Raw genomic sequence first — 12,867 nt, 5'->3', positions numbered from 1 at the left:
AAATCTCACAAATCAAACAAGAAATTACACAACAATAACTAACTGAATAGTACGGAAATTTGCATTATCAGATAACTCTAAAATTTGTAAACAATGGAAAATAAACAATTTCAATTCAAGACGAACATCAATTGCGGCGGCTGTATCGCATCTGTAAAGCCGCACTTGGACAAGGCAGAGGGCATCTGCCATTGGGAAGTGGACACGGCCAACAAGGACAAGGTACTTACCGTGAAGTCCGAGGGCATTACCGAGCAGGAAGTAATATCGACCGTGCAAAAGGCAGGCTTCAAAATAGAACCTTTGGATGCCTAAGCCAGCAACTTTTTGAAATGCCCTTTTTCCGACCGAATTTCCATGAGGTTGGGTTGATGAAAAAGGGCATTTTATCAATTCTGAAAAAAGACGATAGGTTATTGCGTATATGGCATTATTTTTCCATATAGCAAAAAAAAACGTAAAACGATATAAAAAACCAATTTAATTTGTAACTTTGTTGCGTTGAAAAATTATAGAATACATATAGGCATTTTGACATTGTTCTGTTTGGTTTTCTTTATGATGCCAAGTCAGAGCTATGCCTGTTCCAAAAATTCAACAAAGACCGAGCAGTCTTTCTGCTCAAAGGAGAAATCCAAAAAATCAGAACATAAAAAAGGTTGCAAGAGCAAATCCTGTAAAAAATGCAAAAGTGACAAATGCGGGGGCGGTTGTTCCCACAGCTCTTGCAGGTGCGGTGCTTCAACCACTTCCCTAAATGTCCCAACCGTAATCGAATTAAAGGCAAAAAATCACTTAGCAGCAGCTAAAAAGCAAAAATTCGGTTTCAAAGAAGCCTACTATTCTTCGGGCTTTTTCTCCATTTGGCTACCGCCTAAAATAAGCTAAAACTATGGCCTGATAGCCATAGGTATGTCCTGTCAGAAGCTGTTCCGGCTTTTGCAAATCCCCTATTTGTATCATTTATTTAAAATTTAAAACAGAAATGGGTTTATCAATCCCCCGTTTCTCAAAATGTAATTATTATGAAATCATTATCAAAAATAGTGATGGTAATCGCCGTATTACTATCATCAATAAACGGCTTCGCACAAATCAAGAATGCGAAAACAGAAACCGTAAAGATTTACGGCAATTGTGGTATATGCAAAACCACCATCGAAAAGGCAGGTAACGTAAAAAAGGTAGCCAGTGTGGACTGGAACAAAGATACCAAGATGGCTACGCTCACCTATGGCGGCGACAAAACAAATCAGGATGAAATCCTGAAACGTATCGCTTTGGCTGGTTATGACAGTGAGAAGTTCCGTGCGCCGGATGACGTATATGCTAAACTGGCTGGTTGCTGCCAGTATGATAGACCAGTGAAGACGGTTGCCAAAAACAAGGAGGCGGGAATGGACATGAATGCCGGACATGGCAATCACGACCATAGTCAAATGGCAGCTAACAAAGATGCAGCCCAAAACCAATCACAGCTAAAGGCTGTATTTGACAACTACTTTTCAGTGAAAGATGCTTTGATAAAAACCGATGCGGCGACCGCATCTGCCAAAGCCGCTGAATTGGCTGCATCCCTTAAAGCAGTCGATATGAATAAGCTATCGGCAGAGGAACATACGGCTTGGATGAAAGTGATGCAGGACTTGACCGCCAATGCGGAAAGCATTTCAAAATCAAAAGATGTTGCAAAACAAAGAAGTGCTTTTGCGGCACTTTCGGGAAGCATCTACACACTGGCCAAAGTGTCTAAACAGGATACTCCCGTTTATTACCAGCACTGCCCTATGTACAATGGAGGTAAGGGAGCCAATTGGCTAAGTAAAGAGAATGCTGTTAAAAACCCATATTACGGCTCACAGATGCTTACCTGCGGCAGTACGGTCGAAACCATTAAATAACAGGTCTGAAAGCTATGGTACAGTACAATGACATGGTGCAGGCGCTTAAAGACCTAAGACAGCGTGGGTACAGTATGGACTTTAGTCTGTTGCCGGACTGCCTGTACTGTGCGTCAAGGAGCCTGAAACTAAAACCGGAGGATTTTACGGTTACGGAAACCCATAGGTTTGAAAGCCTCGACAGCAGTCCTGATAACAATGCCGTGATTTATGCCATATCGTCCAATGATGGTAAGAATAAAGGCGTACTTGTGGATGCCTATGGTGCTTATGCCGAAGAAATGACCCATGAGATGGCAAAAAAATTAAGTGCAACATAACTTTTAAAACCCCTTATTATGAAAAAATACACGTGTCCCATGCACCCGCAGGTGCTAAAAGACGAACCAGGCAAATGCCCGCTTTGTGGCATGGCACTGGTTCCCGTTGGCGGTAGCTCAGTTTCTCATGTACAAAAATCAGGACATGGGCATTCCGGGCATTCTCATCATAACCAAGCCAGAGATAGCTTTAACAAACATGAGGGGCATCATACAGGCGATTTTCTCGCTCGTTTTTGGATAAGCCTCGTCATTACAATCCCTATCCTGCTCCTGTCACACATGATACAGCAATGGTTGGGTTTCAGCCTTGCTTTCAATGGAGATAAATATGTGCTGCTGGCATTGGGTACAGTGATTTATAGCTATGGAGGCTTGCCGTTCCTAAAGGGAATGATTGGCGAGGTGAACGCCAAAGCCATAGGGATGATGACACTTGTTGCTATCGCTATATCCGTAGCCTATGTCTATTCCGTAGCCGTTGTATTTGGCTTGCAGGGCATGGACTTCTTTTGGGAACTGGCTACGCTTATCGACATCATGCTGTTAGGGCATTGGCTGGAAATGCGTTCCCAAATGGCTGCTTCACGGGCTTTGCAATCATTGGTTGCTTTGCTGCCTAACGATGTCACGGTGGAGCGAAACGGAGAAGCGGTAAAAATAAAGCTTGAAGACCTGCAAAGCGGTGAAACGGCTATCATAAAACCGGGTGAAAAAATTCCAGCCGATGGATTGGTACTGGAGGGGCTTTCGTATATCAACGAGAGCATGCTTACCGGAGAAAGTATTCCCGTGAAAAAGGAAAAGGACGGAAAGGTCATCGCAGGCTCTATCAATGGCGATGGTGCGCTGAAAGTTAAGGTAACAGCCGTTGGAAAAGACAGCTACCTGAACAGGGTTATCAATCTTGTGCAGGAGGCACAAGCTACTAAGTCCAATACGCAAAACCTTGCGGACAAAGTTGCCAAATGGCTCACCTTTATTGCCATTGCCGTTGGCATAGGCACATTTGCCTATTGGTATGCAAGCAGTGGAGATATTGCCTTTGCGCTTGAAAGAATGGTGACGGTAATGGTAACGGCCTGCCCGCACGCATTGGGCGTGGCTATCCCGTTGGTGGTCGCCATTTCCACAACGCTATCGGCGACCAATGGTCTGCTCATCCGCAACCGCACAGCATTTGAAACCACCCGAAAACTTTCCACTGTCATTTTTGATAAGACCGGAACGCTCACCAAAGGTTCCCATGCCGTAGAAAAGGTTATACCGTTAACAGACGAATATAATGCCGATGAGGTTATCCAGTATGCTGCCGCAGTACAGCAAAATTCGGAACACCATATCGCCAAAGGCATTATGGCTACATTGAAAGAAAAGAGCCTTGCCTTATGGAAGTCTGAAAACTTCAGCTATATGCAGGGCATAGGTGTTAAAGGTGTTGTGAACGGGAAAAATGTCGTAGCTGGCGGCCCGAATTATTTCACCGAAAACCACCTTTCCCTGCCTGAAATTCCAAACGAAATCAATCAAGAGGCCGAAACGGTCAACTTTGTCCTCATTGATGACCGGGTAATCGGCATCATTACTTTGGCAGACAGCATCCGGGAGGGTTCGGCACAGGCGATTGAGGAACTCAAAAAAATGGGCATCAAGTCCTTTCTGCTCACCGGGGACAACGACAGGATTGCTGCTGCCGTAGCCGGAAAATTGGGTATGGACGGGTATTTGGCTAATGTGCTTCCGCACAACAAGCAGGAGAAAGTAAAGGAGTTTCAGGCAAAAGGCGAAATCGTAGCAATGATTGGTGATGGTGTAAATGATGCACCTGCACTGGCACAGGCAGATGTGGGCATTGCCGTGGGTTCCGGTACGGACGTGGCTGCCGAAACAGCGGATATCATATTGGTAGACAGCGACCCGAGGGATGTGGTCAAACTGATTGACTTCGGCAAACTTACCTACAAAAAGATGGTACAGAACCTGATATGGGCGGTTGGCTACAACGTGGTGGCAATACCGCTTGCGGCAGGCGTACTCTATCCGAATTTTGTTTTAAGTCCCGCTATGGGTGCTGTGCTGATGAGTGTAAGCACAATTGTAGTGGCTATTAACGCAAGTTTTTTAAAAATCAAAAAATAAATAAAAATGAAAAATCTAACATTATCAATCATTGTTGTTATCATGGCATTTGTAACAGTATCATGCAATCAGGTATCCAACAAAAACGAGCATTCTTCAAATGATACTGCTGTTGTATCACAAGAACAGCCGGCTTCCCAGCCAAAAGAGGATGATACGGTAGTTGCGCCCGTTGTGAGCGAAACACCGAGCGGTCAGGAAGCAAAAGCAACAGGAAAAGAAGAAACAAAAAACTTTTCTATTGCGCCCATAGTTACCGATTATCTGTCCTTAAAGAACGCCCTTGTTTCGGACGATGACAAAGCTGCCGCCAGTTCAGGGAAAAAGCTGTTAGCTACCCTGAATAAAGTGGACATGAAAGCCGTTCCTGCCGATAAGCACAAAAAGTACATGGACATAGCGGACGATGCTAAAGAACACGCAGAACATATCGGGGAAAATGTTGGCAACATCCACCACCAGCGGGAACATTTGGCTTCGCTTGGCGAAGATTTGAAAGACCTGATTGATTTGTTCGGTACATCGCAAACATTGTATCAAGACCATTGCCCGATGTTCAATGACGGCAAGGGTGCTGTTTGGTTCAGCGAAAACAAGGAAATCAAAAACCCTTACTACGGTTCTAAAATGCTGACCTGCGGTTCTGTAAAAAAACAGTATTAAAATGAAAATAAATCATGGTACAAAAAATAATAGAACTGTCCTTGAAAAATAGGTATATCGTGCTGCTTATAGCCGCCGGTTTACTTGTTTGGGGTATTTCAGCAGTTAAGAAAAATCCGATAGATGCAATTCCTGACCTAAGTGAAAACCAAGTAATAGTTTTCACTGAATGGATGGGACGCAGTCCACAGACTATCGAAGACCAAGTAACCTATCCTTTAGTAAGCAACTTACAGGGAATCCCCAAAGTAAAGAACGTAAGAGGCACATCAATGTTCGGAATGAGTTTCGTGTATATCATTTTCGATGACGATGTTGATGTTTATTGGGCTCGTACACGAGTTATGGAAAGACTTAATTATGCTCAAAGACTATTGCCACAGGAGGTTACACCAACGCTTGGCCCTGATGGGACAGGTGTTGGTCATATATACTGGTATCATTTGGATGCACCGCAGATGGAACTTGGAGAGCAGCGTGCATTGCAGGATTGGTATATCAAGTTGGCACTGCAAACGGTACCAGGTGTTGCAGAAGTAGCCTCGTTTGGAGGATATGAAAAACAATATCAGTTAGTCGTTGACCCCGTAAAGCTCCAGTATTACAATATCTCCCTTATGGATGTAATGAATAAAGTAAAAGCAAACAACAATGACGTTGGTGGTCGCAAATTTGAAATGGCAGATATGGCTTACATTATACGAGGTTTGGGGTATATAAAGAATACTGCTGATATTGAAAAAATTGCAGTAGGCAACTATAATGGCATTCCGGTAAGAGTAAAAGACATCGGAAGCGTACAAATGGGCGGAGATTTGCGGCTGGGTATATTTGACCAAAATGGAGAAGGAGAAGTTGTTGGAGGAATTGTAGTAATGCGCTATGGCGAAAATGCAGACCAAGTGATAAAAGCCGTTAAAGAAAAAATCAAAGATGTTGAAAAAGGTTTACCGGCTGGCGTAACATTAAAAACTTCTTATGACAGAAGCACATTAATCGAAGCAGCTATCGAAAATATCAAACATAAGCTCGCAGAGGAAATTATTGCAGTCGCCTTTATTGTAATTCTTTTCCTGTTCCACTGGCGGAGCGCATTAAGTATCATTATTCAAATTCCGGTTACCGTTGCCATCAGTTTTATCATATTGAACGCTTTTGGGTTATCATCCAATATTATGTCCCTTACCGGAATTGCATTGGCAATTGGGGTAATTGTAGATAACGGAATTATAATGTCAGAGAACTCTTACAGAAATCTTTCCGTTTGGCAAAATGAGCGTAAACAAAAAACATCCGACCCATCATGAAAATAAAATGGTTTAAAAAGAAAGCCAATAAAAATGTTGGCTACGAAAAAATTCCAGAGGAAGTACGACTTAGTATCATTGAGAAATCATGCAAGCAGGTTTCAAGAGGCGTATTCTTTTCAACAATTATCATTATAACTTCATTTTTACCTGTATTCCTACTCACAGGGCAGGAAGGCAAACTTTTCCATCCGCTTGCTTATACCAAAACGTTTATATTGGTCGTAGATGCTTTATTGATACTCACGCTTGCGCCGGTGCTGATTTCTTTCTTTATGAAAGGCAAGTTTAAAAGTGAGCATTCAAACCCGATAAACCGGGGCTTGGAAAAGCTGTACGAGCCTGTTATAAAATGGTGTGTAAAATGGCGAAAAACCGTATTGGGTATCAACATCGCTGCACTTATTATAAGTATTCCAATGATATTAAATCTTGGCAGGGAATTTATGCCACCACTCGATGAGGGTTCATTGTTATTTATGCCCGTTACATTACCCGATGTTTCTAATTCAGAAGCCAAACGAATATTGCAGGTTCAGGATAAGATTATTAAATCTGTACCGGAAGTAGCGCACGTTTTAGGTAAAGCTGGCAGGGCGAATACTGCTACAGACAATTCTCCAATCAGTATGATTGAAACTATCATTTTATTAAAACCACAAAATGAATGGCGGGACGGAATAAAGAAGAATGACATCATTAATGAACTAAATGCGAAACTTCAAATGCCCGGAGTAACAAATGGTTGGACAATGCCCATTATAAACCGCATCAATATGCTGTCAACCGGCATCCGTACCGATGTTGGCATAAAAGTTTATGGTCAAAATCTCGATAGCATCTATTCATTATCGCAAAAAATCAAAACGGAACTTGAGGGTGTGGCAGGTATTAAAGATATGTATGTAGAACCAATAACGGGAGGTAAATATGTTGATATTGTTATAAACCGAGATGAAATTGCCCGATACAATATAAGCATAGACGATGTAAACAATTTGGTTGAAAGCGCGTTGGGTGGTATGAAATTGACCACTACCATTGAGGGAAGGCAGCGCTTCTCTGTAAATGCCCGTTACGGACAGGATTTCAGAAATAATATTGAAGCACTTAAACGCCTGCCCGTTCAAACAATGGATTTTGGCCCTATTCCATTAGGAAGTGTTGCAGATGTTAAGCTATCAGAGGGGGCTCCAATGATTAACTCTGAAAATGCAATGTTAAGAGGTACAGTTCTATTCAACGTTAGAGAAAGAGACCTTGGCAGCACAGTAGAAGAAGCTAAAGCCAAGCTGAATAATATGATGCTTAAAATGCCACAGGGATATTTTTTAGAGTGGAGTGGACAATATGAAAACCTTATAAGGGGCGAACAAACACTGAAATGGATTATGCCCATTGTATTAGTTATCATATTTCTGTCTATGTATTTTGCTTTTCATTCTATGAGAGAGGCTTTCTTCAATCTCATCAGTATTCCATTCGCTCTGATTGGAGGAGTATTTATGATTAGTCTATGGGGTGTAAACCTTTCTGTAGCTGTTGCTGTTGGATTTATTGCCCTGTTTGGTCTTGCTGTCGAAACAGGAATTGTTATGGTCATCTACCTCAATGATGCCATGCAACAATTGGTGCTATTAAAAGGAAACAGTCGTGAAACCATTACAAACGAAGACCTTAGAGAATACGTTATACACGGTGCGGCAAAACGCTTACGTCCAAAAATAATGACCGTGTGTGTAACCCTGTTCGGGCTGGTTCCCATATTATGGAGTACCGGCGTTGGCAGTGATATGATGAAACCAATCGTATTGCCGATGGTTGGAGGCGTATTTACTTCAGCAATCCATATTCTGCTGGTTACACCAATTATCTTCCTGATGCAAAAAGAATATGAGCTGAAAAAATTCGGAAAGATTGACGTATTAGATGCAGGACATTAAAATCAAAAAATCAGAAATGAAAAAGGTAATTTTTACAGCATTTATAGTATGTCTTTTTACCAATATAAATGCACAGGTGATAAGCCTCCAAAATGTTATAGACAGCATACAAACCAATCATCCCATTGTGAAGATGTACGACAATGAAATTCGCTCTATGGATGAAGCCGCAAAAGGTACAAGAAGCTGGATGCCGCCAACAATTGGTGTTGGACAGTTTATGACACCTTACAACGTGAACCTTTGGAAAAGAGATGGTGACATGAAAGGAATGGGTTCTGCTATGCTGTCGATAGAACAGATGATACCCAATAAGAAAAAGTTGGATGCTGAAGAAGCATATATGAACGCAATGTCATCCGTAGAAAAAGAAAATAAAGGAGCAGGCATAAATGAACTGATACAGGATGCCAAACTCTTATACTCCGAATGGATTGTATTACTGAAACGGCTGGATGTAGTTGCCGAAAACGAAAAGATGCTAAACTTCATGATTAAGAATGCAGAAATCCGATATAAGAACGGAGTAGGTAAAATAGGTGCATATTATAAAGCTAAAGCAGCGCTCGGAAGCACCCGTAATATGCAGATTATGTATGAAAATGACATCAAGGAAAAACGCATCAGGTTAAATGCCCTTATGGGGCGAAACCCTATGGCTCCTTTTGAAATTGATACAATATTTTCATTCAACGATTATTCGGATATGGTATTTGATACTGCACTGTTCAACAAAAACCGGAGTGACCTGAAATCATTAGACCAGCAGATACGGTTGACAACTCTGAAACAGGAAACAGAGCGACAAAACCTGAAACCTGAATTTGGTGTTCGATTTGAAAATATGTATGGCTTTGGCGGACAGCCCATGCAATACACAGCAATGGCAATGATAAAACTGCCTTTTGTCAATTGGGCTTCAAAGATGAGCAAAGCTAATATTGCAAGTTTGAAGTGGAAAGCAGATGCCCTTAGTTCTCAAAAAAACATGATGATAAATGAATACAGCGGTATGGCATATGGCATGAGAAACGAGTTCGACCTCAAAAAAAATCAGCTTAGTCTTTATAGGGAGGACATTATACCGGCTTTGAAAAATAATTTCAAAACAATGCAGCTCGGTTACGAGCAAAATACCGAGGAATTATTTATGCTGTATGATGCATGGGAAAAACTGAACATGACACAACTGGAATACCTTGATATTTTATCAAAAGCATTTGAGATGCAAATAACAATAGACCGTTTAATTGAAAGAAAATGAAATATATAATTTGTTTTTTGATGATTATTCTTGCATTGTATAGTTGCAATAACAATACAGAGAAGACCAGTCATCCCGACAACAGTCATACTGCTAAAAATAGCCCGACATATACCTGCCCCATGCACCCCGAAGTTACCAGCAACAAGCCCGGTAAATGCCCCAAGTGCGGAATGGAATTGGAGCAAAAAACAGTAAATACAAATGGAGCGGAAAGTATTGAGTTGAATACACTGCTTAAACCAACTAATGAATTTGTCATATCAGACATTCCTACTATTAGGATGCAGTCAGAGCAAAAAGACATAACCGTACAAGCTCTTGGGAATATTGCTTATGATACCCGACAAACTGGAAATATATCCGCCAGAATATCCGGCAGGATTGAAAATCTTTATATACGTTATAAATTCCAAAAAATAGCAAAGGGGCAGAAAGTGATGGATATTTATAGCCCAGAACTGATGGAAGCACAAGCAAATTTATTGTTTCTATTAAAAAATGATGCTACGAACAATATGATGATAAATGCAGCTAAACAAAAATTGCTATTACTTGGAATGAGCGAAAACCAATTGAAGAGTATCATCCAAAAAGGAAAGCCTGATTTATCCGTATCTGTTTACAGCAACTATGCCGGACATATTCACGAAACCGGCACAGCCGGGTCAATGGGAAGTGGTACATTACCCTCAAATTCGATGGGCGAAATATCCGAAACATCTTCTGAACTTAGCCTGAAAGAAGGTATGTATGTTCAAAAAGGACAAACTATTTTTAATGTATTTAACCCGGGAAAATCGTGGGTGTTGTTAAATATTTTTCCCGAGGATGTACCACTTGTAAAGACAGGGCAAACAGTAAGTATTATACCGGAAGTAGCACCGGAGAAGAAATTTACCGGAACTATTGGGTTTATAGAACCATTTTTCAGACCCGGAAGTAAAACGTTATCAGTGCGTGTCTATTTTGATAATAGCCGTATGCACTTACCAATTGGAAGTCAGGTTAAATCTGAAATAGCAACAGATGGAATTTCCGGTAATTGGATACCTAAAGAAGCCGTCATTTCCCTTGGATTAACGAAAGTCATTTTGAAAAAAGTAGATAGAGGGTTTATCGTGAATAAAATTGAAACAGGTAATGAAGCGAACGGATATATAGAAGTATTGCAGGGGCTGTTACCCTCGGATGAGATTGCCGGAAATGCACAGTACCTTATGGATAGTGAAAGTTTTGTAAGAACAAAAAATAATTAGAATATGAAATATTATTTAGTCATAACAATTGCCCTCCTCATGTCGGTTTTGCTGTCTTGTAAAGACAATAAACATGACCATGCAGGCAATAATGATGGTAGTTACTATACCTGTTCCATGCACCCACAGGTTGTATCAGACAAACCCGGTCACTGCCCTATATGCCACATGGAGCTTGTTCGGGTTGAGAAAAGCAAACAAGCAGACCCCAATACCATTCAAACTGAATAGCGAACAGATTAAGTTGGGCAACATAAAAACAGACACCTTAAAAGATGGTATTTTTGGGGATAGAGTAATACTTACAGGTGTAATTAAATTTCAATCAGTACAATATGCAATCCGTAAGCTCCAGAGTTATGGGACGGGTTGAAAAACTGCATTATAAAAACGTTGGCGACTTTGTAATCAAAGGTTTCCCCGTTAATGGAAATATATAGTGGAAGAACTGAACAATGCAAAGCAGGAATTTTTACTGGCATTGGAAAAGAAGAAAACTTTCGGAAATATTAATTCAATAGATTTTGACCAGCTTATACAAAGTTCAAAGAACAAATTGTTATTGTGGGGCATGACGGATAATCAGGTTAGAGCTTTACAAAGTGCTGGCAAAATATCGGCAACAACTACATTTTACAGTACGGCTTCGGGATACATCACAAGTTTGCAAGTTTTAGAGGGCGGTTATGTGGCAGAAGGCGGCACGATAGTGGACTTGGCTGACCAATCTACAATTTGGGCAGAAGCACAGGCTTATTCCTCCCAAATGTCACTTATCAACCAGACAAAAACAGCAACAGTACAAATTCCTGACCTGAATAACAAAGTTATTACTGGCAAAATAGACTTTAGCAACCCCGAACTTAATCCGGCTTCAAGAATTAATTTGATACGAATTACAGTACCTAATCCAAATAAAGAGTTGAAGCCCGGAATGCCTGTATATGTTTTTTCTTGAAACGCCGAAGACTAAAGGCATAACCATGCCGGTAGATGCTGTAATAAGAAATGGTAAAAGTGAAACCGTATGGGTACAAACAGGAGAAAAGACATTTAAAAGTAGAATGGTAAAAACGGGAACGGAAATAGATAACAGAATAGAAATCGTTTCAGGATTAGTAGATGGAGATATTGTAGTTGTTTCAGGTGCTTATCTTTTAAACAGCGAATACATTTTTAGGAATGGAGCAGACCCGATGGCAGGACACGACATGAGCAGTATGTAAAACTAATTTAAATAAATAAAAATGAAAAATCTAACATTATCAATCATTGCTGTTATCATGGCATTTGTAACAGTATCATGCAATCAGGTATCCAACAAAAACGAGCAGTCTTCCAATGATACTGCTGTGGTATCACAAGAACAGCCAGCTTCCCAACCAAAAGAGGATGAAACGGTAGCTGCGCCCGCTGTGAGCGAAACACCGAGCGGTCAGGAAGCAAAAGCAACAGGAAAAGAAGAAACAAAAAACTTTTCTATTGCGCCCATAGTTACCGATTATCTGTCCTTAAAGAACGCCCTTGTTTCGGACGATGACAAAGCTGCCGCCAGTTCAGGGAAAAAGCTGTTAGCTACCCTGAATAAGGTGGACATGAAAGCCGTTCCTGCCGATAAGCACAAAAAAATACATGGACATAGCGGACGATGCTAAAGAACACGCAGAACATATCGGGGAAAATGTTGGCAACATCCACCACCAGCGGGAACATTTAGCCTCGCTTGGCGAAGATTTGAAAGACCTGATTGATTTGTTCGGTACATCGCAAACATTGTATCAAGACCATTGCCCGATGTTCAATGACGGCAAGGGTGCTGTTTGGTTCAGCGAAAACAAGGAAATCAAAAACCCTTACTACGGTTCTAAAATGCTGACCTGCGGTAAGGTGGAAAAAACAATTAACAGCAAATAAATTTCGGGGTTATGGAAAATATGCAAAACAGTCACCATGCGGGTCATGCCTCGGAGCATGGCACGCACAATCCAAAACATGCTTCGGGCATGTACAAACGCTTTGCGGTGATGGCTGTCGCCATGTTCGCAGTGATGTATTTTATCATGTACGCCAT

At 41.1% G+C, this 12,867-nt stretch carries 14 protein-coding genes; all 14 read left to right on the top strand.

The genetic code is table 11. The annotated features are described in order from the left end of the window. The first annotated feature begins 93 nt into the window (after positions 1-93). The 14 genes from DTA23_RS21230 to DTA23_RS29615 all read left to right on the top strand — a co-directional run bounded on the left by DTA23_RS21230 (position 94) and on the right by DTA23_RS29615 (position 12,710). On the top strand, positions 94-315 hold the full coding sequence (locus DTA23_RS21230; protein WP_002981097.1) for a heavy-metal-associated domain-containing protein: 222 nt from the start codon (positions 94-96) through the stop codon (positions 313-315). 710 nt (positions 316-1,025) lie between these two features. After that, complete coding sequence (locus DTA23_RS21220) at positions 1,026-1,901, top strand: DUF3347 domain-containing protein (protein ID WP_112375949.1); 876 nt, start codon at positions 1,026-1,028, stop codon at positions 1,899-1,901. 14 nt (positions 1,902-1,915) lie between these two features. Continuing rightward, a complete protein-coding gene (locus DTA23_RS21215) occupies positions 1,916-2,221 on the top strand; it encodes a hypothetical protein (RefSeq protein WP_002981094.1) in 306 nt (101 codons plus the stop codon). A gap of 18 nt (positions 2,222-2,239) precedes the next feature. Next, entirely contained in the window at positions 2,240-4,360 is a 2,121-nt protein-coding gene (locus DTA23_RS21210) for a heavy metal translocating P-type ATPase (protein ID WP_112375948.1), read from the top strand. Between the two features lie 6 nt (positions 4,361-4,366). Further along, positions 4,367-5,023, top strand: coding sequence for a DUF3347 domain-containing protein (locus tag DTA23_RS21205; RefSeq protein WP_112375947.1), 657 nt, complete (start codon positions 4,367-4,369; stop codon positions 5,021-5,023). A 14-nt stretch (positions 5,024-5,037) separates the two neighbouring features. Beyond that, positions 5,038-6,330 carry an efflux RND transporter permease subunit gene (locus DTA23_RS21200; RefSeq protein WP_112375946.1) on the top strand — a complete coding sequence of 431 codons (1,293 nt, stop codon included), beginning with the start codon at positions 5,038-5,040 and terminating at the stop codon, positions 6,328-6,330. Next, on the top strand, positions 6,327-8,273 hold the full coding sequence (locus DTA23_RS21195; RefSeq protein WP_088162392.1) for an efflux RND transporter permease subunit: 1,947 nt from the start codon (positions 6,327-6,329) through the stop codon (positions 8,271-8,273). Before DTA23_RS21200 ends, DTA23_RS21195 begins: the two co-directional genes overlap by 4 nt. 16 nt (positions 8,274-8,289) lie before the next feature. Beyond that, positions 8,290-9,537: a TolC family protein gene (locus tag DTA23_RS21190; RefSeq protein WP_204991008.1), complete on the top strand. Its 1,248-nt coding sequence runs from the start codon at positions 8,290-8,292 to the stop codon at positions 9,535-9,537. Next, positions 9,534-10,796 carry a heavy metal-binding domain-containing protein gene (locus DTA23_RS21185; protein WP_198385959.1) on the top strand — a complete coding sequence of 421 codons (1,263 nt, stop codon included), beginning with the start codon at positions 9,534-9,536 and terminating at the stop codon, positions 10,794-10,796. The genes DTA23_RS21190 and DTA23_RS21185 overlap by 4 nt, the downstream gene beginning before the upstream one ends. Before the next feature lie 3 nt (positions 10,797-10,799). Continuing rightward, positions 10,800-11,027, top strand: coding sequence for a heavy metal-binding domain-containing protein (locus tag DTA23_RS26965; RefSeq protein WP_146753170.1), 228 nt, complete (start codon positions 10,800-10,802; stop codon positions 11,025-11,027). A gap of 208 nt (positions 11,028-11,235) precedes the next feature. Beyond that, entirely contained in the window at positions 11,236-11,754 is a 519-nt protein-coding gene (locus DTA23_RS21175; RefSeq protein ID WP_172462482.1) for an efflux RND transporter periplasmic adaptor subunit, read from the top strand. Positions 11,755-11,779: 25 nt separating this feature from the next. Continuing rightward, positions 11,780-12,022, top strand: a complete 243-nt coding sequence (locus DTA23_RS21170; protein WP_146753167.1) for a permuted SH3 domain-containing protein — start codon at positions 11,780-11,782, stop codon at positions 12,020-12,022. Between the two features lie 21 nt (positions 12,023-12,043). Continuing rightward, on the top strand, positions 12,044-12,451 hold the full coding sequence (locus DTA23_RS29620) for a DUF3347 domain-containing protein (protein WP_256604562.1): 408 nt from the start codon (positions 12,044-12,046) through the stop codon (positions 12,449-12,451). After that, positions 12,429-12,710, top strand: coding sequence for a DUF3347 domain-containing protein (locus tag DTA23_RS29615; RefSeq protein ID WP_256604560.1), 282 nt, complete (start codon positions 12,429-12,431; stop codon positions 12,708-12,710). Before DTA23_RS29620 ends, DTA23_RS29615 begins: the two co-directional genes overlap by 23 nt. Positions 12,711-12,867 lie beyond the last annotated feature (157 nt).

This window comes from Sphingobacterium multivorum (assembly GCF_900457465.1).
GTDB classification, from domain to species: domain Bacteria; phylum Bacteroidota; class Bacteroidia; order Sphingobacteriales; family Sphingobacteriaceae; genus Sphingobacterium; species Sphingobacterium multivorum.
This window is presented reverse-complemented; position numbering and strand designations above follow the sequence as displayed.